Below are 24941 nucleotides of genomic sequence, written 5' to 3' on the forward strand. Positions count from 1 at the left end.
TCCCCCGGCCCTTACGGCCGCATAAGAACAATCCACGCAGAGATAAACAAAGAGCCGGCAATTGCCGGCTCTTCTTTTTTACGCTTCACACACGCTATCAGGGGTGCTGGATGATCAGGCTATGCTGATCTTCCAGCATGCTCTGCAGGATATCGTGGGACGAGGTGCTGGTGAGATTCCAGCTGGTCAGGTCCACATCCTTCAGGGTGATCTGCTGAGTTATCTGGCCATCACCCGCGGGGGAAACCGAGAGATTCACATCGCTCAGGCCATTGCTCCCTGTGGTCACCGAGGCTGAGAGATGCTTGAGCAGATCATCGACACCATTGCCAGTGACCCCTTGCAGCATGTCAGCCAGATCGATCTTGTCCCCCTGTTCCGGATGGAAGTCGGTGATGGTATCGATGGCGGGCTGCCCCTGACTCCCCTCATCCCCGTGCTGCCAAACGAAGAGATCGCTGCCAGCCCCGCCGGTGAGAATGTCGTTGCCATGCCCCCCCAATAGACGGTCATCGCCAGAGGAGCCAAACAGCCAATCCCCCTGATCGGAACCGACCAGCTCATGACCACTCTGGCCGTGCACCGTAATGGTCTCAAGGGGCGTGCTGACGGTTGAGCCGCCGACACTCGACTCGGCACTGATCCCCAGCACATGGTCACCGTCACCAAAACCGCTGAAGAAGAGCGGAACCGAGTGATCGGCTGGGATCAGCCAGTCGCCATTGCCATCGGCATGACCAACGCTCTGGCCATGCTCGTCATGCACTTGCGCCCCATTCAGGCCGCTGATGCGGATGGAGAGCTCGCCGGTGGCCGGATTGACCACGCTGGCATTGATGCCAAGGGGGATAACGGCCCCCTGCAAGGCATGGAACGCATGCTGATCCACCGTCAGACCCGGCATATCCGGCTCGGGAGTGACAGTGATGGTCACCTGATCGGTGTCGCTCAGAGAACCGCCCGCACCGCTGTTGCCCTGATCGGAGGTAGTGACGGTAAGGGTATCCTCTCCCCAGAAATCTTTGGCCGGTTCATAGTGCAGGTTGCTTGCCAGCAGCTGATTGAGATCAGCCAGCGACCCCACCAGGGTGATCTCGCTGGTACCCGCCCCCTGCACCATCACGGCACCGGTTGCACCCAGCAAGGTCAGTACACCATGTTCGACCCGCAGCACCATGGAGACAGGCGCACTGCCTGCATCCACATCCTTCACGCTGACACCGGAGAGCGACAGGGAGCCATCTTCCTTCACCGTCATGCTGCCAGGCAGCTGATTGACCGGCGCATCGTTGACCGGCTGCACCTCGATGGGCAGCACATCGGTATCGCTGAGTGCCCCGCCAGTACCCGTGTTCCCCTGATCGTTGGTGACCATGGTCAGGGCGTCATTGCCGTAGAAATCACTGTTGCCCTGATAGGTGACCCCACCAGAGAACAAGGCATTGAGATCGGCCAGCGTGCCGGTCAGCACCAGCGAACCGGTGCCGTTGCCGACTACCGTCACGCCGCTGCCAGCAGGCAGCGTCAGGGTGCCATGCTCCACCGACAGGGTGATCTTGATGGGGCTGTTGCCTGCATCCACATCTTTCACCTGCAAACCGTGGATGACAAAAGGCTGATCTTCCTGCGCGACCTGAGGGGTTGTTGGCATTACGTTGATTGGCGCATCGTTGACCGGACTCACCTCCACATGGATGGTGCCATTGACCTCGGGGCCAAGGGCGCCGTTGTCGAGGCTCTGGGCGGTGATCTTGAGATCCAGTGCACCGTTGGCATCATTGGTCACCAGCTCGACAGCACCCAGCTTGCCTCCCTCGGTAGTGACCTGCCAGCGACCGCCACCCAGATCAACAACCGTCCCCGCCACGCCGTTTGGCAAGCGGATCTCGGCGCCATCAGGCACCCCTTCGATGGTGACCCGTACCTGCTCGGGCTTGTTCTCATGCACATTACCCGCACTGCCGCCGGTTGGCTGGGTATCCCGGGTCTCCAGCCCCAGATCCAGCGTGATCACATCCCCTTCGGTGCCACTCGCCTGCCCTTGAATATCGGCAATGAGGGCATCCCCCACCGGATTGACGGTCACGGTGAAGCTGCCGCTGGTTTCAAGAGGAATGGTGAGCCCCTTGTCCAAGGTAAAGGCGCTCAGCGACAGATCCACGGTGCCGCTGAAATCGGCCGGCGGGATCAGGGTCAGCTTGGAGAAATCGGTCCCCACGGGTACCTGCCAGACGCCGCCGCCATTGTTGACCGCCGGAGCCGACAGGGTAAAGCCATCCGGTACCCCCTTGATCTGCAGCGCGACGATCTGCTCCGAGCCATCGTTATCGATTAGGGTTGCGCCAAATCCGGCAAGGTTGACCGTGCCATCCTCGCTCCCCGTGACGCTGTGCACCGAGAGCTGGGCCGGATCGTTGACTGGTCTCACCTCAAAGCCGACCTGGCCGCTCCAGCTGCCGCTGTCAGTCACCTGTTGGCCGCCGACCAGCGCGGTATCGACGATATCGACCTTGATGTCGAGCGGTACCTGACCGCTGAAATGCTCTTTGGGCACAAACACCAAATCCTTAAGTGCCGCCATATCACTCACAACCAGAATGTTGACCGGCTTGCCGCTGCCATCGAGGAAGTAACCATATTTCGCATCCACCGTGATGGTGACCCGCTCCACGGTTTCGAGGCCGCCACCCGCGATGGAGGGGCTGATATCGGCCAGTTTCACCGAGAGATCGAGGTGGATCTCGCTATCTTCCAGATTGTCCGGCTGTCCATCCTGGTTGGTATCCAGTACGGTCAGCGTCAGTTCCGGATGCTCGCCACGACCACCATTCACATCGACTACGGGGGCCACATCGACCCTAACCGTGCTGCTGTCAACCTTGATGTCGCCACTGGCGGTATCGGTATTCACCACCTTCACCTCGATATTGAGCGAACCGGCAAAGTCTTGCGGCAAGCCGAGGGTCAACCCTTCCAGGCCCGCCAGTGACGGCGGCACCTTGATGACGTATTCACCGGTCGAGATGTTGTACTCGGCCCCGCTGATGGTCACGCCCGCCGGCAACCCCTTGAGGACAATGGTCACCTCGTCGCTGGCCTGATCGGCGGCGCCGATATGGATCACGCCTTTGAGCTGCTGACCAAAATCAACCCGGATATCCTCCTTGCCCACCAGCACGGTGTTGTCGTCGATATCGACGGTCGCTGCCGGTGTCTTGGGCGTCACTGGCTTGTTCTCAAATTCGGCACTGGTTTCCAGGCTCACTTTGACATGGGCACTGGCATCGCCATCATCGCCCCGGTCGATCACCATGGCATCGATGCGGATCGGTTCGACCTTGCCGACAAACCCGTCCGGCGCATGCAGCTTGAAGCTGCCGAGGTTGCCCGCCGGCACGATCCAGCTGCCGTTACCGTTGTTGATACCGCCAACCACCACGAACTGATCGCCTGCACCACCGTTCAACACCGGCAGGTTGATCACCAGATAGTCGATCTCCTCCACGCTCGAGGGATCGAGGTCGGTAAAGACGAAGCGTCCAGTCAGGTCTATATCAGCACCACTCTGCCCCACGAGAGCTCCACCGCTCTGGGTCAGCACGCCATCGGGCTCCACCACGGCCTGGATATCGATATGCAGATTGCCATCGATCACCTTCTCAGCCACCGCGCCCGAATCCACATCATGCTGGGTCACGGTGACGTGGCTCTGGATAGTGGTATCCCGATCGCTATCCTCCGGTGCCTTCACCAGCAGTTGCCCCCCGTTGAGCAGGCTGTCGAGCTGGGCAGCCGTCAGGGTGACCTTGCCAGCCACCACGGTCAGCTGGCTCTCGACACTGCCGACTCGCAGCCAGATCTGGTAGCCATCCTCCACCCCGGAGAGACTCAGTGCCGTGACCTTCTCGGCGCCGTCAGTAAGGGTCGGATGCCAGTCCAGCACTGTGAACTGATCTTCCAGGCCATGACTGGTCTTGCTGTAGTCGGTGGCGTCAATCTCCGGTTCCACCTTGATATGCAGCGGCACATCGAAGCTCTTGTGATCGCCATCGTTCTCGGTCACCACCACCTTGGCGATCAGGTTCAAATCCGCCGTGCTGTTATGGGGCGGCTGAATAAGCAGGTTGCCAAAATCGGAGACATCGACCTGATAGGTCGGCTTGCCATGGGCGTCGAGTCCGGCAAAGGTGAGGGTCAGCTCCTTGCCATTGGCATCAAAGACCCGGGCACCTTCCGGCAGCCCTTGCAGCACCACGTTGAGGCTCTCGGAGGTATCGTGCGGGGTATCGGCCCACTCGCCCGAGGTGAGGGTAAAGTTGAGCGGTGCCTGTCCATCCTCACCCACTGTGGTGGCATAGCCTGTCCCCTCTACCTCCCAGCCGGTATTGCCAAGCTCGAAATGGGGCTGATCCACCACCCCCACCAGATCCACATGAATGGTCTGGGAGCCCGTCTCCTTCTCGTTCACCACGGTATGGGTCTGGCCACTGGCATCGGTCAAGGTCGCCGTGTCTTTCACCACCCCCTTGATGGTCAGGTCGAAATCGACGTTGCTGTTTTTCGGCGGTTGCAGCTTGAGTTCGCCAATCCGATCAAAAGGAACCTCATAGTAACCGGCTATGTTCTGTGCAACGGCGGAACCACCCAGCAACAAGGTTGCACCGTCAGGCAGGCCACTGATGCGGACAAACATCTGTTCGGAGCCATCGAGTTTGTCACCCAGATGAGCAAGGGCGATCTTGCTGCCCAGATCGAGCAGGGTGTCTTCCTTGCCCTGAATGTCACGCACGGTGAGCTTGGCGTCATCGGCCACCGGACTGACGTTGATCACCAGATCAATCTTATCTCCCTGCGCCGTACCCTGACTCTGAGCGATCGGGTTCTTCTCGGTGCTGATCGGCGTCACCGACAGCTTGATGTCACCACTGAAATCCTTGCCGGGAACCACAGTTACCTTGTTGATGTTGCCTGCCGAAACGGTGTAGATGCCACTGCTATTTGGCTTGAGCTCGACTCCGTTGAGCATCAGGGTTCCCTTGCCCGCTTCCAGCTTGATCTGATAGGTCAACGTCTCGGATCTGTCGGTATCCGTCAGGCTCGCCTTGACGTCCAGCTTGATACCCGTGCTGTCTTCATTGGTGTCATAGTGGCGAGTGGTGTTGGCTGTGTCCCACATCGGCTTGTCGGCCACACCGCGCACCGTCACAGCCAGATCCCCCGTTACGGCCGCAGGTGCCGCCCCTTCGGTGACACCGACCTGCAGTTGCACCTGGAAGTGCAGCGGCTGACCGCCATTGCTCCAGCTCGACCAGTTGCTTGAAGGCACAAAGGTCACCCCCTGAGTGGTGTAGTGAACATTATCACTGGTCACCATGGCCGCTGGCGGCACGATAAACCACTTGCCATCAGCCGTGGTGGTGAGGGCAACGCCGTTGTAATAGAAGGTGCCATGGGCATTGGTGGACGCCTGGATAAGCAACTGATCCACATGCTCACCGCGATCGAAATCGCCAATATCGAGCTGCATGTTGATAGGGATACCCAGCCTCGGGTCTTGCGCCCCCTGATCTTCGTTACCAATGGCTGCGCTAACGGTAAAGCGCACCGCTTCATCCTGCAGATTGAGGGTCAGGGTGCTGTCTGCACGGTCGTCATCGCCATCGACCAGATGGGCTGTCACCACCTGACTGAGCTGACTTGCATCGTGATTGAAACCGGCCGCAGGCTTGAAGGAGTAGGAGCCATCCGCAGAGATGGTCAGGGTTCCCATCACCTGCTTGCCATCGGGGCTCATCACATCTTGTATCAAAGAGCCATTGATGGCGTACGTCTGGCCATTGATGGTAATCGACTCGACGCGGGCACCATCCGCACCTTCATTGGCGGTAGGCAGCAGATCGCCGGTCACGGTACTGCTCCCCTCGCTCAGGGTATGTGCCAGCACAGTGCCGATAGGCATGTCATCTTGTACCGTCACGGTCACACTGACGTTCGGACTGCGATCGCCATCATGATCGGTGACAAACAGCGGCACTTCGATGGTCAACTCATCCTTGCCCTGTGCACCGTGATCAAGCTGGCCTACCAGATGGACGCTGTAACTGCCGTTAACATCGAGGTGGACCCAGAAAACGGGTTTGCCCCCCTCGGCCGTAGCCAGATACCAACCGATGCTGTGTGCAGCCAGCGTAACCGCTTTGCCACCCGACGTGAGGTGATTGGCCTGATTGAATGCAGCCACATCCAGCTCAAGAGAGGCAACCCGATCCGAACCGGCAGTGATGGTCACCTTGCCACTATCGGTTTCTCCATTCTCTGCAGGTGTGGTCCCCGGATGCTGACCGTTCACTGCATCGAGATCAGACTCCTCGACCCGAACCGGTTCAATGGCGGATATGATCGGGTTGATGCCATCAGTCACAGTGACAGTGGCGGTGCCCTGATTTTTGCTGCCGTCGCTGTCGGTGACTTCGACCGGAAGGGTCAGCTCCAGCTTGTTATCCGCCCCGTGATCCAGGTTGGTATGCACCGTCACCTGATAACCGATCTCTGCGCTGGTGTGAGCGGCGATGGTGGCAGGGACAGTGGGGATAGATACCGTCATCACTACCAGACCGCCACTGGTCACCGCCTGGAAGGTGTGACCATCGGTGCCAACCGCTTTCCAGGTCAGGGTCTCGCCGTTATGGGTGATGGGCTTGCCGCTGGCATCCATGACCTGACCGGAGAGGGTCAGTCGTACATCGGTCACCGGATCCGAGTCAGCCTTGATGGTGATCTTGCCGCTCGCCTGCTGGTCATCCACGGTCGAGTTGGCGCCATCGAAGCGCCCTTCATTGAGGGTTACATCGGTCAGGGTGAGGGTTGGTTTCTCCCCTTCCCCAATCTGGATATTGAGGGTGCCGCTGGTGCTGTCGTTGTTGCCGCCCGCCTTGTCGTAGTCGTTGACGATCACCTTGATGGGCAGCTCGGTCACGGCGTTGCCGCCCTGATGAAGCCCCTGATAGAGGGTGACCTGATAGTCAAACCCGTTTTTGCCCGCCTGATCGAGGCTGCCAACCAGCTTGACCTCGAACACCTCGACCCGCTGGCCATCCACCATCACATAGCCCTTGAGCTGCTGGCTGCCCGGGATCAGCGGGTCACCATCCACCAGCTCGTACTGCACCGGTTTACCCAATGCGGTCAGCGCAGGTTGTTCGCTGCCATCGGCAAACACCACCTCCACCACCCGATCCGACCCGGCTTGCACATCGAAGTGACCGGTTTGACTCAGGCTGTTGCTGCCGGTGAGGTCCCCCTCATCCAGGGACACGCCTTTGCCCGGAATAAAGCTAGGTGCCTTGCCATCCACGATGGTGAGCGGCAACGTGGTACCGATGCGATCGCCATCCTTGTCGGCCAGGGTGACGGCAAGCGGCAGGTTGAGGGATTCACTCCCCTTGTGATCCAGCTCGCCGCTCAGGGTGACCTTGGCGGTGACGCTCCAGTTGCCGTTGTTATCGACCAGGCTCAACTCGGCGCGCAGCACCACCTGGCCACCGGCGGTTCCGACCAGCTGGCCGGTTGTGGGATCAACGGCGAAAGTGACCGGGTTACCGTGGCTGGTCAGTCCGGTCAGGGTGCTCTGGATAGCGGCGATATCAAAACCAAGAGAGTTGGGGTCAAGGGCATCGCTGCCGTGCGCGACCGAGAAACTCATGGTGCTGACGGCAGCCGTCTCCCCTTGCGCCATCTCGGTGATGGTGGTGCCGGTCACGGCGGAGATGGTCGGATTGGCACCATCACCCACCGCCACGGTAATGGTGGAGGATACCTTGTCACCATCGCTGTCGAGCAGGGTAAAGCCCGCCTTGAGCAGGCTGTCGGCACTGCCCTGATCCAGCGGTTGATGGAGGGTAACGCTGTATTTGCCATCGTTGCCAAGGGTCAGCTCAAACACCAGCTTGCCATCTGGGGTACGCCCCTCGATACGATGATCGGCCACCGCGATGGTCACGGCCTGCTTGCCCGAGGTGAACCCTTGCAGCCCCGGCTGATTGGCGTCGAAAGTGATGCTGGCCAGCGGATCGCTGCCCGCTGTGATAGTCAGATCACCGTCAAGGGTCTGGCCCTGCTGCCAGTTGCTATCTTCGGTGAGCGTGAGGGAGACAGGATTAACCTGCGGCAAGGCACCATCGGTAATGGTGATATTGAGGGTGCCGAGGTTGCTCTTGTCGCCGTCAAAATCTGAACCCTGTACCTTCAGGCCAAGATTGAGGCTGTTGGTCGCTTCCGGCTCGTCAAACACCCCGGTCAGGGAGACGTTGTATTTGCCATCCAGTCCGATGGTAACGGTGAGGATTGCCTTGCCCAGCCAATCCTTGACGATCAGCTGGTTGTCTTGAACCTCGTAACTCGTCGCCTTGCCCTGGCTGGTGAGCCCCGCCAACGCTGGTTGGCTCGCCTCAAAGTTGAGGGAGACCAGACGATCGCTCCCCACCGTCACCGGCAGCTGACCATCGATGCTCTGGTTGCCCCCCTCTTGCAGGGCAACCCCCTTGTCGATGCCCAATGCGGGATCACTGCCATCATTGACGGTCAGGGTCAGGTTGGCGCTGGTGCTGTCGCCATCGATCTCGTTGGCGCTCACCTGCAAACCGAGGGAAAGCGTGTCGCTACCCTGATGATCGAGCGGGCCGGTGAGGGTGACCACCACCCGCCCAGCCAGATCGCTGCCCTGCTGCTGCGCATTCAATTCGGCGCGTAGCACCTCCACCCGTTGGCCACTGCCATCCAGGTAGTAACCCACCAGGGTGCGATCATCGGCAAATTCAAACGTCAGCGGATGACCATCGCTGGCAAGACCCGAGCCGTTGAGGGTAGTCAGGGTGCTGCTCTGATTGCTGAACACCAACGAATCCACCAGCAGAGGATCGGCGGTGTGTTTGACCACAAAGCTGCTCTCGCCCACCACGGCGGCGCCGTTGGTAAAGGCATCTTCGGTCAGGGGAATGGCCGGGATCTCGAAACTGGGCGGATTGCTGTCCACCAGATTGATCACCAGCGGCGCCTTCACCAGATCGCCGTCACTGTCGCGATATTCGAGGTTGAATGGCAGGCGCAACGCGTCCTGACCGTGATCCAGGCTTTGACTCCAGACGATGCGGTAACTGCCGTCATTGTTGAGGGTCAGGGTGAAGACAGTCGCCCCACCAGCACTGGCGGTCAGGGTCTGACCGTTGATGGTGTAGCCAAGAGGCGCGCCATGGCTGACGAGCCCCAGCCCTTCCAAGGCACTCTGATCAGCGGCAAACTGGACTTGCAGATTGCCATCTTGGCCGGCACCGGTATTTAGACTACCGGTCGCGGTGATCGGGCCACCGGCCAATCCGGCTTCAGAGAGCGTCAGAGTTTCGTTCTGACCGATCAGCGGCGCCCCATCGCTGGCGCTGTTGCCCGCCAGATCGGTGACACTGGCACGTACTTCAAAGGATTGATTGATACCGGAGAGATCAAGACCTGATACCTGCCAGCGGCCATCGGCCCCGACCTGTGCCGAGGTGGTCAACAGCAGTTGGCCATTGCTGTCGACCAGAGTGATGATGACACTCTGACCCGCCTCCACATTGCTGGTGGAGCCGCTCAGGGTGGCGCTGCTGTTGCCAAACAGGGCAGTGGTATCGAGATCATCGATATCGATGAAGGCCCGGGTATCGACATTGATAACGAGGGTATCGCTGGCGCGGTTGCCGGCAATATCCACAGAATTGACCTGAAACTGGTACTGACCATCGGCCAGGGTTTGCGGCAACTGATATTGCCAGTTACCGGCGGCATCCACCGTCAGGACGGTGAGCACGCTGCCGCCAAGGCTCAGGGTCACGGTGGCGCCGGGCTCCCCCTTCCCTTGCAGCAGCGGGGTATTGTCGCGGGTCAGATCATCGGTCTGGCTGGCGCCGGTGTCGCTCTCATCGGCGAGATCGAGGGTAATGGTGGTGATGGTATCAAGCAGAGTCTGTCCGGTATCGCTGGCGTTGTTGCCCGCCTGATCCTGGGTATTGGCCACAATCTGCAACGGGCCATCCACCAACTTGCCGGTCACATCGCCAAAATTGGCTTCCCACACCAGGCCGGGCAGCACCACTGTCGTCACCGTCAGTGAATTGCCCGCCTGATCGATAAGGGTCACAGTGACTGGCTGGCCTACCTCCACATCATCCACCACACCACGAATGATGACGCCAGCCGCTTCATCGGCGTTGATAATGTTGTCGCTGGTTTGGGGCTCGGTGATGGTGATGGCGGCAAAGAAATCGCGCTCTTCGGAAAACAGCAGCTCATAGTCAACAGGTTGCACCGCATGATCGGTATCAAAACCGGCCTCGGCCAGGGTGGCGTCATTGGTACGATCGACCACCACAAATCCACCCGAGCTGGAACCTGCTACACCACCGATATTACCGGCAGCGGCTGCATTGCCGGCGGCGGTCTCCTGGAACAATTCGGTCGGGTCAATACCCTGACGGATCGCCTCTTGCAATGAGGCCAGTTCCGGATCGGTCGGTTGTCCATCAGCAGCAGGTGTGGCGGGCTCAGGTTTGGCGGCCATATCATGCTCACCAGCAGGATCACTGCCCGGCTCGGCTAGTTGAAAGTGGCCACCTTGGGCAGCTTGCAGGCGATCCCCCGGCTGCAATGCCATCCCCACCTTTGCTCGTATGACAGATCCATCTGCACTGATGACAAACACGGAGCCCTCGAGTTGGGTGATCACCGTGGACTTTTCAATTTGCAACTCTGCCATACAACCTCCAGCAAAACCTTAACCACCAACATCAGTACCTACAGGGTACTCGTCTGTTCAATAATCATACCGCACCAGACTAAGTGGGTCTTTTCGCTATTTTCGACAATGATTGCCATAAAATGGCCATAACTTACAAGATTGTGCATCTAACAGGCCCTTTTTAATAAAATGAGATTTGTATGAACCTAATCCCATCACCTTTATTAACAGGTCTACCAGACTGCATGTAACCATTTCTGTCGTTTGACGATAAATCCACTGTAGCTTCAATAAATGAATCATAATCCGAAGGTCAAAAGATCACACCGCAACACCGCAAATTTGCATATTCAATCAATTATTAGCATAAGTCATTGCCAGAATCTGTGAACAATACGGCAGCAATCCAGCTCAGCTGGCAAAATTGCCAGTACGTAACTGTATCGATCAAACGCCTGCCATCGAATGCTCGGCAATTAACAAGAAGTTGAGTTTCCATAAAATTTAATCCAGATCTCATTTCAGCGATCAATCCTGTTCACCAATTGATCTGGCACAACTCTCCCTCCGATAAATCATCATTAAATTTACCTATTTGTTAGGGTAACCCTCGAGCAATCATATATTGCGCGGTTTTATTCACCCGCAAGCGAATGTCTGCCCACCCCGCCCGACGGGGGGAAGATCCACACCAAGATGGAACGGGTCAGACGAGACCAAAACATTTATCTGGGAGTGATAAACGTGGGTTCACAACACAGGCATATCAAACTGGGCCTCGCCGCCCTGCTGCTGACTACCAGCCTTGGCGCCAGCGGCTGGGCACTGGCTGATGAAGCAACCACCAAGGGCAAGATAGAGGCGCGCAGCGAGCTGTTCGCCAAGGATCACGCCGATCAGTTCACCAGCTGGCAAGCCACCAGCGAAAGCAAGGAACGCACCGACGCGCTGGCGGAAGATCCCAACATGGTGGTGCTGTGGGGCGGTTACCCCTTTTCCAAGGATTACAACAAGCCGCGCGGTCACTTCTATGCGCTGACCGATGTGCGCGAAACCCTGCGTACCGGCGCCCCGAAAACAGCCGAAGATGGCCCCCTGCCCATGGCCTGCTGGAGCTGCAAAGGCCCGGATGTGGCCCGCGTCATCGACGAGAAGGGTGAGGATGGCTACTTCAAGGGGATGTGGGCAAAAGGCGGGCCGGAAGTAGTCAACACCATCGGCTGCGCCGACTGCCACGATACCGCCTCGAAGGAGTTCAAGGAGGGCAAACCTGCCCTGCACCTCTCCCGTCCCTATGCCGATCGGGCCATGACCGCCATCGGCAAGCCGTTCAAGGAGCAGGGGCGCTTTGATCAGCAGTCCCAGGTGTGCGGCCAGTGCCACGTGGAGTATTACTTCAGCGGCCCCACCAAGGCGGTCAAATTCCCCTGGGACAAGGGCACCACGGTTGAGCAGATGGAGGCCTATTACGATGAAATCGGCTTTGCCGACTGGACCCATGCCCTCTCCAAAACCCCCATGCTGAAAGCCCAGCACCCCGAGTACGAAACCTGGCGCGCCGGCATTCACGGCCAGAACAACGTCGCCTGTGTCGATTGTCACATGCCCAAGGTGCAGAACGAGCAGGGCAAGGTCTACACCGATCACAAAGTGGGCAACCCCTTCGATCGTTTCGAGCAGACCTGCCGCAACTGCCACACCCAGAGCAAGGAGATGCTGCAAGGGATCGTCAAGCAGCGCAAAGAGGCGGTGATCGAAACCAAGCTGAAGGTCGAGAAGCAGCTGGTACACGCCCACTTTGAAGCCAAGGCGGCCTGGGATGCCGGCGCCACCGAGGCAGAGATGAAGGATATTCTGCAGGACATCCGTCACGCCCAGTGGCGCTGGGACTACGCCATCGCCTCCCACGGGGTACAGATGCACGCCCCCGAAGTGGCCCTCAAGGTACTTGGCAGCGCGCTGGATAAAGCCGCTGACGCCCGCACCAAGCTGGCACGCCTGTTGGCCAGCAAGGGGATCAGCCACGAAATCACCATCCCCGACATCTCCACCAAGGAGAAAGCGCAAGCGGCCCTTGGCATGGATATGAAGCAGTTCAACAGCGACAAGGCCCAGTTCCTCAAGACCACGGTCCCCGCTTGGGATGCCGAGGCTAAAGCGGCCGGACGGCTGGCACAGTAACGGCGCCTGCGGGCCCGACGCCAAGTCGGGCCCGCAGCGGATGGAGGCTTCCTATGGGTGATTTAACGATGGATTTTTTACGACTGATGCTGATGGCAGCCATGCTGCTCACCAGCCTGCAGGGTCAGGCGGCCGAGCCGGCAGCAGCCCCTGTTCCAGCTACACATGAGGTGGAATTTTTACGCAATCCCGACAAGGCCTGCACCGACTGTCACAAGGAGCAGAGCGAGGGAATGCACGGCAAGCATGGTCAGGCGACCAATCCCAACAACCTGGCACATGTCACCTGCACCAACTGCCACGGTCAGCCCTCCCCTCAGCATCGGGAAGGGGTCAAAGATGTGATGCGCTTTAGCCACAGCCTGAAGGATAAAGAGAGCATCAAGCTTTATCCCATCAGCGAGCAGAACGGCGTCTGCATGAGCTGCCACGAGCCCAAACCACTGCGCGAGGCGCTCTGGGCCCACGACGTGCACGCCACCAAGCTCACCTGCACCAGCTGTCACCAGTTGCATCCGGCCAAGGAGCCCATGGTGGGGATCCCGGAAAAATCCCGCATCAAGCTCTGCGTCGACTGCCACAGCAAGCAGCATGAGGCCAGCAAGGCCCGGCAGGAGCAGTCCAAACCGGCTACCGGCAAGGAGGCCTCATGAGCTGCTCTCGCCGTAATTTTATGGCGGGCATGGGCGCGGGGGCCCTTATCATGATGACGGGGTCGACTCGCTCCCTTGCCACCCCCCTCGCCCACAGCCAGACCATCGACGGGATCCGCTATGGCATGATCCACGATGAGACGGCCTGCATCGGCTGCACCGCCTGCATGGACGCCTGCCGGGAGGTAAACAAAGTGCCGGAAGGGGTCTCGCGCCTCGAGATCATCCGCTCAGGCCCCCTCGGTGAATTTCCAGACGCCGAGTACCGCTTCTTTCGCAAGTCCTGCCAGCACTGCGACAACGCCCCCTGCGTGCATGTCTGCCCCACCGGCGCCTCCCATATCCGCAAGGAGGATGGCATCGTCGATGTCAACGCGGATCTCTGCGTCGGCTGCATGTATTGCCTCGCCGCCTGCCCCTATCAGGTACGCTTTATCAACCCTGTGACCCGGGTGGCAGACAAGTGCGACTTTTGCCGCAAGACCAACCTGGCGGCGGGCAAGGAGCCGGCGTGCGTGGAATCCTGCCCCACCAAGGCGCTGGTGTTCGGTAATCTGGATGATCCGGACAGCCCCATCGCCCAACGGCTGGTGAAGGAGACCAACTATCGCTACAAGCAGGCGCTCGGCACCTCGCCCAAGATGTACCGCGTGCCCAAAGGGGAGATAACGTCATGACCATGCAAGCGGCATTTTATTTTCCCTCCCTTGTCTGGGGATTTGTCCGATCGCCATCTACCGCAGTAACAGAGGGAGGAATGGATCATGTTGCATGACGCATTTCACTTCCCTTCCCTTGTCTGGGACTGGCCCATCGCTATCTATCTCTTTCTGCTCGGCATCTCCGCCGGGGCTACCACCCTCTCGGTGCTGTTGCGCCGCAAGGGGGCAGGCAGCGAGAGCGGCATCATCAAGGCAACCGCCATTCTGGCGCCAGCGAGCGTGATCCTGGGGTTACTGATCCTTATCTTCCATCTGGCCCGCCCCTGGACCTTCTGGAAGCTGATGTTCCACTACCAGTTCGACTCAGTGATGTCGATGGGGGTCATGCTGTTTCAGCTCTATATGGCGGTGCTGTTCGCCTGGCTGGCGGTGGTGTTTCGCGCCGAGATTGAGACCTTGCGTCGTCACCTGCTGCAAGAGAAGTTCGCATTTGTGGATGGGCTGATTGGCTGGCTTGCCCGCATCGAACGGCTGCTGGCGCCGCTCTTGCTGCTGCTTGCCGTACTGCTGGGGGCCTATACCGGCTTTCTGCTCTCGGCACTCAAGACCTATCCGCTGTTGAACAACCCGGTGCTGCCGGTGTTGTTTCTGGTCTCGGGCATCAGCTCAGGTATCGCCTCCACCATCTTGCTGGCGGTGACGCTCTTCAAGGAGAACCATCACACCCAAGGGGTGAGCTTCGTGCATCGCTTCGAGCGGCCGGTGCTGGTGGTGGAGGTGTTGCTGCTGGTCTGCTTCTTTACCGGCCTCTACTTCGGTGGCGGCCAGAAAGAGGTGGCGATGTGGGCGGCCATCGGCAGCGGCTTCTGGGCTCAGGTGTTCTGGGTCGGCGTGGTGGGGGTCGGCATGCTGCTGCCCCAGCTGCTGGCCCTGCTGACCCCGGCGCCCCTGCGGGAGCGAAACGGCCATCTGGTGCTGGTCTGCAGCCTGACCCTGGTGGGGATCCTGTTGCTGCGCTACTTCGTGCTTTATGCCGGTCAAATGACGGTCGTTTAAAGATATGATCACCAGCGCCAGCCGCCCTCGGGTGACTGGCGCTGGCTTGTTGCTGGCCCAATGAATTTCTGGTGATGCCACACCCGTTGCTTGACAATGTTCTCCGCCAAAGGGAGACGACGCGGCGTGTGTGTCATGACATGAATGAGATCAAAGATTGAACCGGAGGTTGTGTGCTGGCGGAGCTCGGCTATCTCTCACTGTTGCTGGCGGCGGCACTCTCCTTGCTGCAGGGCACACTGCCCTGGCTGGGATTGCGCCTCGCCTCCCCGACCCTGCTGCGCAGCGCCACGCCGCTGGCGCTGATCAATGCCATCCTGCTGTTGACCGCCCTGCTGCTGCTCGCCAGCTGCTTTGGCCAGGATGACTTCACTCTGGTCTATGTGGCCCAGCACGCCAACAGCGCCCTGCCTCTTGGCTTCAAGCTGGCGGCGGTATGGGGTGGCCACGAGGGCTCCATGCTCTTCTTCGTCTTTGCGCTGGGGCTGTGGGGCGCGCTGGTGGCACTTTGCTCCAAGCGGGTCGATCCGCTCATCCGCACCCGGGTATTGGCCATCATGGGGCTGATCGTCGGGCTGTTCGGCCTCTATACCCTGATCTTCTCCAGCCCGTTTGACCGCCAGTTCCCGGGGCCGCTGGAGGGGCGTGATCTCAACCCCATGCTGCAGGATATCGGCCTCATCATCCACCCACCCCTGCTCTATCTCGGTTACGTCGGCTTTGCGGTCAACTTCGCCTTCGCCATGGCGGCGCTGCACTCGGGCAGGCTCGATGGCGCCGTGGCCCACTGGAGCCGACCCTGGGCGCTCGGCTCCTGGGTGTTTCTCACCGCCGGCATCGTGCTGGGCTCCTGGTGGGCCTATTACGAGCTCGGCTGGGGCGGCTGGTGGTTCTGGGATCCGGTGGAAAATGCCTCCCTCTTGCCCTGGCTGCTCGGCACCGCTCTGCTGCACGCCCTGATTGTCTGCGAGAAGCGCGGCGCCTACGGCCACGCCGTGCTGTTGCTCTCTATCTTCACCTTCGCCTTGAGCCTGCTCGGCACCTTCGTGGTGCGCTCCGGGATACTCACCTCGGTGCACGCCTTTGCGGTGGACCCCAGCCGCGGCCTCACCCTCTTGTTGCTGCTCGGCTTGCTATTGACCTGCGCCCTCACCCTGTTTGCCCTGCGGGCGGACATTCGCGCCCCCTACGCCCGCTTTGGCTTGCTGTCAAAGGAGGGGCTGCTCGGCGCCGCCATCCTGCTGCTCAGCGTGGCCTGCGCCAGCGTGCTGCTCGGCACCTTCTACCCCATGGTGTTCCAGTCGCTCCATCTTGGCTCGCTCTCGGTGGGCGCCCCCTATTTCAATACCATCTTCGTGCCGCTGGCCCTCTGCCTGATGGGGCTGATGACCCAGCTGCCGCGCCTGCGCTGGCAGCAGCTTGCGGCACATTCCCGACTCAACGCGCTGTTACCGCCGCTGTTTGGCCTGCTTGGCGGCGGGCTGCTTAGCCTTGCCTATCTGGAACAGGGATCGTTTTCCGGTGGCTGGATTGGCATCCTCGCCAATATGGTGAGCCTCTGGCTGATGGCCAGCCTGCTGCTCCCGCTCATGCAACCGACATTGCTGCGCGAGTTCACCCTCAATCGGTTTGGCAGCTTGCTGGCCCACCTCGGGGTGGCGGTGTGCGCCCTTGGCATCGCGCAGGTGAGTCACCAAAGTCAGGAAGGAGGCACAGTGCTAAGTGCCAACCAGCCCTACCAGCTCGGCGCGTTCGAGTTTCGTTATGAGAGGCGCGAGCCGGTGATCGGCCCCAACTATACCGCCGAGCGGATCACACTTAGCGTGCACAAGAACGGTAAAGAGGTGGCGCGGCTGACACCGGAGCGGCGCCACTACAGCGTGCGCACCATGAACATGAATGAACCCGGCATCGCGTGGGGAATGCTCGGCGATCTCTACGTGGTGCTGGGTGAGAAGATGGGACCAGATGCCTATGCCATGCGGCTGCACTACAAGCCGCTGGTGCGCTGGATCTGGTTCGGTGGCCTGTTGATGATGACAGGCGGCACCTTGCGCCTGCTCGCCCGTCGCCCTTTGCTAGCCTCTCGTTCCATTGCGGTTCGTAGCTCCCATCAACGGCTCGAACAGGAGGCGTTATGAGATCCCGCCTGCGCCTCTTTCTTCCACTGCTGCTGACCCTGGGCCTCGGCGCCCTGCTCTGGCTCGGCCTTGGCAACAATCCCTACAGCCAGGATGAGGCAACGCTCGGACGTACCCTGCCTGCGTGGCAGAGCGACAATCTGCTGGATGGGCGTCCGATCCAGACCGCCAGCCTCAAGGGCGAGCCCTTTGTGCTTAACGTCTGGGCCAGCTGGTGCACCAACTGCCGCGCCGAGCATCCGCTGCTCAGCGAGCTCGCGGCAACAGTGCCCCTCTACGGTCTCAACTACCGGGACAAGGGGGATGCGGCCCGCGCCTGGCTTATCCAGGCGGGCAACCCCTATCGCGCCGTGCTGGCGGACCCCGACGGCAAACTGGCCCTTGAGCTCGGCGTCTACGGCACGCCAGAGACCTATCTGTTTGATGCCGATGGTGCCCTGCTTGCCCGCCATACCGGCGAGCTCACCAAAGGGATCTGGCAACGTCAGTTTGCCCCCCTGCTCGACCAGGCGCGAGCGGATGCGCGAATGAAGGCCGCCACTACTGCACCAACTATTGCAATATCAGCTCGGGAGACACAGCCATGATGCGCCGTTCTCTTGCCTGCGCCCTGCTGGCCCTCGGCATGCTGCTGAGTGCAACTGCATATTCCAGCGGGGTCGATACCTATCAGTTTCGCAACCCCGAGCTGCAAAATCGGGCGCAAGAGCTGGCCCGCGCCCTGCGCTGCCCCCAGTGCCAGAACCAGAATCTGGTGGAGTCCAACTCCCCCATCGCGCGGGATCTGCGACTCGAGGTCTACCGCTGGGTAGACGAGGGGCAGTCTGATGAGCAGGTGATCGCCCGCATGACGGAGCGCTTCGGCGATTTCGTGCGCTACGATCCCCCCTTCAAGGCCAGCACAGCGCTGCTATGGGGCGGCCCCGCCTTTATCCTGTTGTTGGCACTCAATCACCTGCGCAGGAGCCTGCATCGCCGGCAACCGGCGCGGGTGCCGCTTGTCGGCGACAGAGCAGAGGGGATGCTCGCCCACGACCCCAGAGCCGAGCTGAACCGCCTCATCATGGCTGAGCAGCAGGTGGGACTTGCCTCCACTAGCCGCCTCTATCGGGAACTGGAGCTGGCTCGCCTCGCCAACGCCCTCCCACCAGCCGAACAGGCCCTGCACGAGCGGCTGGTAAGGGATCGCACTGCCCGTCCGCTGCTCTGGTTGTGCTCCTGGATACTGCTTGGGGCCCTGCTGCTGGCGCTGGTTGCCGGCATCTATGCCGGCACCGGCCGCTATCAGGCGTGGCAGACCTATCAGTCACGCCCCGATCCGCTGGCGGGATTGAGCCCGCGGGATCTGCAGGACAAGGAGCTGGGCGCCCTGCATCAACGTCTGCAAGCCAACCCCACCGATCTCGACGCTTGGGCGGCGCTCGGCCAGCTCTATCTCTATCGGAACGAGTATGACAACGCCCTGCTCGCCTACCAGCGTCTCGCCCTGCTGGAAGGGGGCGCCAGCGCTGCGACTCAAGCCGCTCAGGCGACCGTGCTCTACTACCGGGCGGGCCAGCAGCTGACTCCCGAGGCAACCGGCCTGCTGGAGAGCGCCCTCAAACAGGACAAAGGCGAGGTGAGCGCCCTGATGCTGCTTGCCTCCGATCACTTCCTGCATGGTCGCTACAGCCAGGCCATTACGCTGTGGCAGCAACTGCTCGATGAAGAGCGGCCCCGCATCAACCGAACCGCGCTGATCGAGGCAATTCAGACTGCGCGGATGATGGGTGGCTAGCCCGACAGATCCGTTGCTTCTTGTCAGGACGCTAGCGCCTTCTTCCTGCCAAGCCCTGCGCAATGCCAATCAATGCAAAACACCCCCGTGCGGGGGTGTTTTGTTATTGGTTCACCTTGGCAGGTTTATCTCGACGTGCGCTTAAGGTCGCTCGCCAGCGGCAAGTCGGCGGTTGATATCGGCGATTACCGGGGCGATATCGGCCAAGGTGTCGATGACGTAGTGAGCACCCGCCGCCCGCAGTTTGGCCTCGGCCGGTGCGCGCCGGGCGGCGATCTCCGGCTCGCTCATGGCGGCAAACTCGTCCCTGGTGGCACCAAATTCGTTGCCGGAAACCGACAATCCCACCGTCCACATGCCGGCTTTCAACCCTTCGCTGATACCCGGCACGGCGTCATCCACCTTGATACAGCGATGCACGGCGCTTATTCCCAGCTCAATTACGTTGGCCAGCGCCATCCAGGGGCCGGGGCGCCCACCGGCTTTGAGGTCATCGGTGGCGACCCAGTGATCCGGCCGATAGCCGTGATCGGCCGCAGCAGGCACCAGCGCCTCCATCACCGGACGGGGATAACCGGAGCAGGATCCGATACGCAGCCCTTGTGCTCGCAGAGCATCCAGCACCGGCAGCACACCGGGAATGGGGGCTGCAAAGCGGGTCACCGCTGCAATCTGCAGCGGCATAAAGGTGTGATAAATGTGGTCCACCTCGGCGTGGCTCATGGGGTGGCCGAAGCGGGCCTGCCAGCGCGCATCCACCGAGGGCAGACGGCCCAGCGCGGCGATATGATCCCACTTGCCAAGGCCCATGGGCTGGCGCGCCTCATCCAGAGTAACGGGGAAGTCATAGGCGCGGGCGAAGGCCTCGACGAAGATGGAGGTGGGGGCGAAGGAGCCGAAATCGACGACGGTGCCGGCCCAGTCGAGGATCAGCGCCTCTACGTCGGTGGTCGGGTCTACAGCAATCTGCAAGTCAGTCATGGGGGTGTTCCTGTTTCGGTGAAAGTGTGATCTCGCCAAGGGCGCGATCGAGAATGGTGATGGCCCGCACCAGATCGGCGCGAGCGATATTGAGCGGCGGCGAAAGCTGGATGACATTGCCCTGAGAGACCTTGAAGCTGAGCCCCAGTTCCAGACAGCGGTAGAGCAGCCGCTCGGCGGCTTGGCTATTGCGGGTGCGACTCTGGTGATCGACCACCAGATCGAGCGCCCAGAGCATACCTATGCCGCGCACCTGCCCGATCAGCGGGTGACGCTCGGCAAGCGCCGCGAGCTCTGTCGCCATAAAACGGCCATCCTCCCGCACCTTGGCCAGCAACCCCTCTTCACGGATGGTACTGATGGTGGCGAGGGCCGCCGCGCAGCCGATGGGGCTCTTCTCGTGGGTGTAGTGACCGAGCGAAATAGCTGCCGCCTGATTGAAACGGTCGCGGGTGATGAGCGCGGCAAACGGCACCACCCCGCCCCCCAACCCCTTGCCCAGACAGATGATGTCGGGTTCGATGCCGAACTCTTCAAAGCTGAACCAGTGGCCGGTGCGGCCCAGGGCATTCGGGATCTCGTCGACGATCAGCAGCACCTTGTGGCGATCACAGATCTCCCGCACCCGCTGCCAGTAGACCTTCGAGGGCACCTGTACATCGGTATTGCGGATGGGCTCGGCGATAAAGGCGCCGATCCCTCCCTCCTTCTCGATGACGTACTCCAGATAATCGGCGTAGTGCAGGTCATCCCCCTCCCCGCGATACCAGACGCCGCGATAACGGGTGGGCGGCGGGATGCGCTCTACGCCGGCCATCAATGGGCCCATACCGGCGCGAAAACAGGCCTCGCCGCCGACCGAGATGGCATCGAGGGAGGCGCCGTGAAAGGCATCCCAGAGGGACACCACCTTGCTGTTGCCGGTAATAAAGCGGGCAAGCTTCAGGGCAATCCCCACTACCTCGCTGCCGCCGGGGGCGAACAGCACCCGGTTGAGATCGCCAGGAGCCAGCTCGGCCAGAGTGCGGGCGCAGTCGATGGCGACCTGATGGGTGTAGCGGCGGGGTGCGAACGGCAGATCGGCGAGTTGCTGCTGCACCGCGGCCACCACTCTGGGGTAGCCGTGGCCCAGCTGATGGACGCTGTTGCCGTGAAAATCGAGGTAACGCGCGCCCGATACACTGGTCAGCCAGCTCCCCTGCGCGCGCTCAATCAGATCCAAACAGGGGGTGGAGAGCGCCTGATGGAGAAAGTAGCGGCTATCCTCCGCCAATCCGGCCTGTACATCTTCGCTCTGGCCCGCCCACCAGCGCGCCCGCCCCTCGCCAAGGTTGATATCCCCTTCGCTGTCGGCGCGGCCGCTGCCGTGCAGCTTATGGTCTTGCTGATCGCAACCGTGAGGCGCCATGCTGGTCATCGCGCAGCCCCCTGCCAGTAGCAGGCGCTGGCCATGGCGGCGAGCAGATCCCGCACCCGCTCAGGGGTCACATCGCCGATATTGCCGATACGGAAGCAGTCGGCCTGCGAGACCTTGCCCGGGTAGATGACAAAGCCCTGCGCCTTGAGCCGCTGGTAGAAGTCGGCGAAGCGGTAGTCAGGGTGGGTCGGAGAGTAGAAGGCGGTGATGATGGGAGACTGCCATTTTTCTGGCAGCAGCGGCGCAAAGCCCAGCTCAGCCATCCCCGCCACCAGCGTGTGCTGATTCTCACGGTAGCGCTGATGGCGGACGGCAATGCCTCCCTCTTCGTCCAGCTCGCGCAGGGCCTGGGCAAAGGCGAGCACGGTATGGGTGGGCGAGGTAAAGCGCCACTTGCCCCCCTGCTGCTCCATGGTCTGCCACTGGGCATGCAGGTCGAGGGAGACCGAGCGGGCGCGACCGGCGCAGGCCGTCAGCGCGGCGCGGCGAGCGATGACGAAGCCAAAGCCCGGCACCCCCTGAATGCACTTGTTGGCCGAGCTGATGAGAAACTCGATGCCAAGGCGCCCCATATCGATGGGGATACCGCCAAAGCTGCTCATGGCATCGACGATCAGGCGAATGCCGCGGCGCTGGCAGAGCGCAGCCACCTCCTCAAGGGGGTTAAGCATGCCGGTGGTAGTCTCGCAGTGCACCAATGCCAGATGGGTGATCTCGGGGTGGCGCGCCAGCATCGCCTCGATGGCGGCGGGCTCCGGGCGGGTGGTCTCGCCGCAGTCCAGCTCATGGTGACGCAGGCCAAGACAGCGGGCCATCTCCCCCATGCGGGCACCGTAGGCACCGTTGTTGATGATCAGCAGACACTCATCGCTACCTATCGCCGAGCCCAGCACGCTCTCCACCACATAGCTGCCACTCCCTTGCAGCAGCACAGCGCTGTAGTCACTTTGATATTCAGGGCCAGTGGCGAGGCGCACCAGCTCGCGTCGGATGGGCTCCACCACACCCTGGTTGTAGTCCGCATCCCAGGTGCAGCTGTCTTGCAGCATGGCGGCGCGCACCGTGGCGGTGGTCGAGAGGGGGCCCGGGGTCAGCAGCAGGTAATCGACGGCGGCGGGGGCCGCAGGAATATGGGTCATGACTTCGCTCCTTTTGGTATATACCAGAATGAGCGCATTGTGGGTAACTGCCCCGCCAAGGTCAAAGGGGTGGCGCTACGTGCAACAAAAAATTCATTTTCAGCGCCGGGATCGCGATAATCTAGGAAGCCTGAACAGCAGGGGCGATTCTGGTATCTACCAACGCATGTTGATGTTGCCGTGTAACGACCGGGCAGATGACCTGCCCTGTGCCCAGCCCATTGCCCAACTCATTGCACAACTTATTGCACAACCAGGGATTTTCATGAGCAAACCGCAATATCTGCAGATCAAGGATGCCCTCGCCAACCAGATCCTGGCGGGAGGGCTGGCCCCCAACGACAAGCTCCCCTCCGAGCGACTGCTGGGGGAACTCTATGGCACCACAAGGGTCACCATCCGCGAGGCGCTGGTGCAGCTGGAGGCGAACGGCCTTATCTATCGGGAGGATCGCCGCGGCTGGTTCGTCACCCCGCCGCGTTTCAGTCTCAACCCCAGACGCACCTCCAACTTTCACCAGATAGTGCGGGAGCAAGGGGGCGAGCCGCGCACCGAGCTGCTGGAAAAAAGCCGCCAGGCGGTGCCGCCCGCGTTGATGGCGCAGTTGCAACTCAAGCCGTTCGACAGCCTGTTTCTGCTAAAACGGCTGCGCTATGCCAATGGGCGCGCCATCTGCTACTGCGAGAACCACTGCCTGCCAGAGCGGGTACCGGGCCTGCTGGAGCTGGATCTCAACGGCAGCCTGACCGAGATCTATCAGGCCCATTACGATCTCCACTATGCCCGCATGCAGGTACGTTTCTTCCCCACCGCCCTGCCGGACGAAGTGGCCAAGGCGCTGGGGGCCACCGCCGGTCTGCCCGCCCTGCGCCTTGAGCGACTCAACTTCGATCAGCACGGCCGGGTGCTCGACTTCGATCTGGAGTACTGGCGCCACGACAGTCTGGAGATCGAGGTGGATACCCAGGATTAGTCACGGGCAGATCAGGAACGGCAAATCGCACACGGCAAAACGTCACGGGGCTGTCACAGTCACGTCATAAAGATCCCCTAGCCTCTCTCTCGACCAATCTGGTTTATACCAAGCCAACTTATATGGAGAAGAGGATGAAACAGGGAACCCATCTGCTGGCCGCCGCCGTGCTGGCTGCCACGACAGCCCCGGCACTGGCCGCAACCGATCTCACCGTCTATACCGCCTTCGAACCGGAGCAGCTCAGCGAGCTGAAAACCGCGTTCGAGCGCCAGCATCCGGACATCAACATCAAGTGGGTGCGTGACTCCACCGGCGTGGTCACCGCCCGCTTGCTGGCAGAAAAAGCCCAGCCCAAAGCGGATGTGGTATGGGGACTGGCTGCCACCAGCCTGATGCAGCTCGATCAGCAGCAGATGCTCAATGCCTATGCACCGAAAGGACTGGATAAGCTCGACAGCCGCTTTCGCGACAGCAAGGCCGAGCCGCACTGGATCGGTCTGGACGCCTTCTTCAGCGCCATCTGCTTCAACAAGGTAGAGGCGGAAAAACAGGGGATCCCGGCCCCCACCAGCTGGGCCGACCTCACCAAGCCCATCTACAAGGGCAAGGTGATCATGCCCAACCCCAGCTCCTCCGGCACCGGTTACCTGAGCGTTGCTGGCTGGCTGCAGACCATGGGTGAGAAGCAGGGCTGGCAATTCATGAACGGCCTGCACCAGAACATCGACCGTTACACCCACTCGGGTTCAGCCCCCTGTAAGTTGGCTGCCAGCGGCGAGACGGTGATCGGTATCTCCTTCGACTTCCCGGCCACCAGCCTCAAGGCCAAGGGTGCCCCCATCGAGGTGGTGTTCCCGAAAGAGGGTTCGGGCTGGGATATGGAAGCTGCCGCCATCATCAAGGGCACCCCCAGGCTGGATGCCGCCAAACAGCTGCTCGACTTTGCCGCCACCGAACAGGCCAACGCCCTCTACAACAAGTCGTTCGCAGTGGTCGCCATTCCGGATGTGGCCAAGCCCAGAGCCGGCTATCCCGCCAACATCAAGGGCCAGATGATCGACAACGACTTTGGCTGGGCCGCCCGCGAGCGCAATACCATTTTGGCCCAGTGGAGCGCCAGCTTCGACGGCAAGACCGAAGCCAAGCAGTAAGCTTGAAGGGCTGCGGTTTGTTCACACCCCACACACAGC

Annotated in this window: 13 protein-coding genes; 9 read left to right on the forward strand and 4 right to left on the reverse strand. The window is 60.9% G+C overall.

Annotated elements, in window-relative coordinates:
• Nucleotides 1–97: 97 nt before the first annotated feature.
• Nucleotides 98–10786 (reverse strand): retention module-containing protein, encoded by a 10689-nt coding sequence (locus I6L41_RS07440; RefSeq protein WP_216963047.1) that lies wholly within the window; start codon nt 10784–10786, stop codon nt 98–100.
• Between the two features lie 720 nt (nt 10787–11506).
• Here I6L41_RS07440 and nrfA point away from each other — a divergent pair.
• The 7 genes from nrfA to nrfF all read left to right on the forward strand — a co-directional run bounded on the left by nrfA (nt 11507) and on the right by nrfF (nt 19238).
• Complete coding sequence (gene nrfA, locus I6L41_RS07445) at nt 11507–12949, forward strand: ammonia-forming nitrite reductase cytochrome c552 subunit (RefSeq protein ID WP_216963880.1); 1443 nt, start codon at nt 11507–11509, stop codon at nt 12947–12949.
• A gap of 53 nt (nt 12950–13002) precedes the next feature.
• Nucleotides 13003–13602, forward strand: a complete 600-nt coding sequence (nrfB, locus tag I6L41_RS07450) for a cytochrome c nitrite reductase pentaheme subunit (protein WP_216963050.1) — start codon at nt 13003–13005, stop codon at nt 13600–13602.
• Nucleotides 13599–14279 carry a cytochrome c nitrite reductase Fe-S protein gene (gene nrfC / locus I6L41_RS07455; RefSeq protein WP_216963053.1) on the forward strand — a complete coding sequence of 227 codons (681 nt, stop codon included), beginning with the start codon at nt 13599–13601 and terminating at the stop codon, nt 14277–14279. Before nrfB ends, nrfC begins: the two co-directional genes overlap by 4 nt.
• A gap of 87 nt (nt 14280–14366) precedes the next feature.
• Entirely contained in the window at nt 14367–15320 is a 954-nt protein-coding gene (gene nrfD, locus I6L41_RS07460; RefSeq protein WP_216963056.1) for a cytochrome c nitrite reductase subunit NrfD, read from the forward strand.
• 173 nt (nt 15321–15493) lie between these two features.
• The gene (gene nrfE, locus I6L41_RS07465; protein WP_216963060.1) at nt 15494–17461 is read left to right on the forward strand and encodes a heme lyase NrfEFG subunit NrfE; all 1968 of its coding nucleotides are present in this window, start codon (nt 15494–15496) and stop codon (nt 17459–17461) included.
• The gene (locus tag I6L41_RS07470) at nt 17458–18048 is read left to right on the forward strand and encodes a DsbE family thiol:disulfide interchange protein (RefSeq protein ID WP_216963063.1); all 591 of its coding nucleotides are present in this window, start codon (nt 17458–17460) and stop codon (nt 18046–18048) included. The genes nrfE and I6L41_RS07470 overlap by 4 nt, the downstream gene beginning before the upstream one ends.
• A gap of 38 nt (nt 18049–18086) precedes the next feature.
• Nucleotides 18087–19238, forward strand: a complete 1152-nt coding sequence (gene nrfF / locus I6L41_RS07475; protein WP_254203421.1) for a heme lyase NrfEFG subunit NrfF — start codon at nt 18087–18089, stop codon at nt 19236–19238.
• Between the two features lie 141 nt (nt 19239–19379).
• Here the strand turns inward: nrfF and phnX are convergent, their stop codons facing one another.
• Genes phnX through phnW form a run of 3 tightly spaced genes read right to left on the reverse strand, consistent with a single transcriptional unit; the run spans nt 19380 to nt 22775 of the window.
• Entirely contained in the window at nt 19380–20219 is an 840-nt protein-coding gene (gene phnX / locus I6L41_RS07480; protein ID WP_209298424.1) for a phosphonoacetaldehyde hydrolase, read from the reverse strand.
• Nucleotides 20212–21636 carry an aspartate aminotransferase family protein gene (locus tag I6L41_RS07485; protein ID WP_216963070.1) on the reverse strand — a complete coding sequence of 475 codons (1425 nt, stop codon included), beginning with the start codon at nt 21634–21636 and terminating at the stop codon, nt 20212–20214. The genes phnX and I6L41_RS07485 overlap by 8 nt, the downstream gene beginning before the upstream one ends.
• Nucleotides 21633–22775, reverse strand: a complete 1143-nt coding sequence (gene phnW / locus I6L41_RS07490; RefSeq protein ID WP_216963073.1) for a 2-aminoethylphosphonate--pyruvate transaminase — start codon at nt 22773–22775, stop codon at nt 21633–21635. The genes I6L41_RS07485 and phnW overlap by 4 nt, the downstream gene beginning before the upstream one ends.
• A gap of 265 nt (nt 22776–23040) precedes the next feature.
• Here phnW and phnR point away from each other — a divergent pair, with 265 nt between their 5' ends.
• Entirely contained in the window at nt 23041–23748 is a 708-nt protein-coding gene (gene phnR / locus I6L41_RS07495) for a phosphonate utilization transcriptional regulator PhnR (RefSeq protein ID WP_029303195.1), read from the forward strand.
• A 134-nt stretch (nt 23749–23882) separates the two neighbouring features.
• Nucleotides 23883–24902 carry a putative 2-aminoethylphosphonate ABC transporter substrate-binding protein gene (locus tag I6L41_RS07500; protein ID WP_216963076.1) on the forward strand — a complete coding sequence of 340 codons (1020 nt, stop codon included), beginning with the start codon at nt 23883–23885 and terminating at the stop codon, nt 24900–24902.
• Nucleotides 24903–24941 lie beyond the last annotated feature (39 nt).

It is taken from the genome of Aeromonas sp. FDAARGOS 1411 (assembly GCF_019047125.1).
In the GTDB taxonomy this organism is placed as follows: Bacteria; Pseudomonadota; Gammaproteobacteria; order Enterobacterales; family Aeromonadaceae; genus Aeromonas; species Aeromonas veronii.

Excerpts from the sequence above, each read along its gene's own strand:
- I6L41_RS07440 (WP_216963047.1), bottom strand. The coding sequence starts at position 10,786 with ATGGCAGAGTTGCAAATTGAAAAGTCCACGGTGATCACCCAACTCGAG.
- nrfB (WP_216963050.1), top strand. The coding sequence starts at position 13,003 with ATGGGTGATTTAACGATGGATTTTTTACGACTGATGCTGATGGCAGCC.
- nrfC (WP_216963053.1), top strand. The coding sequence starts at position 13,599 with ATGAGCTGCTCTCGCCGTAATTTTATGGCGGGCATGGGCGCGGGGGCC.
- nrfD (WP_216963056.1), top strand. The coding sequence starts at position 14,367 with ATGTTGCATGACGCATTTCACTTCCCTTCCCTTGTCTGGGACTGGCCC.
- I6L41_RS07470 (WP_216963063.1), top strand. The coding sequence starts at position 17,458 with ATGAGATCCCGCCTGCGCCTCTTTCTTCCACTGCTGCTGACCCTGGGC.
- nrfF (WP_254203421.1), top strand. The coding sequence starts at position 18,087 with ATGCTGCTGAGTGCAACTGCATATTCCAGCGGGGTCGATACCTATCAG.
- phnX (WP_209298424.1), bottom strand. The coding sequence starts at position 20,219 with ATGACTGACTTGCAGATTGCTGTAGACCCGACCACCGACGTAGAGGCG.
- I6L41_RS07485 (WP_216963070.1), bottom strand. The coding sequence starts at position 21,636 with ATGACCAGCATGGCGCCTCACGGTTGCGATCAGCAAGACCATAAGCTG.
- phnW (WP_216963073.1), bottom strand. The coding sequence starts at position 22,775 with ATGACCCATATTCCTGCGGCCCCCGCCGCCGTCGATTACCTGCTGCTG.
- phnR (WP_029303195.1), top strand. The coding sequence starts at position 23,041 with ATGAGCAAACCGCAATATCTGCAGATCAAGGATGCCCTCGCCAACCAG.
- I6L41_RS07500 (WP_216963076.1), top strand. The coding sequence starts at position 23,883 with ATGAAACAGGGAACCCATCTGCTGGCCGCCGCCGTGCTGGCTGCCACG.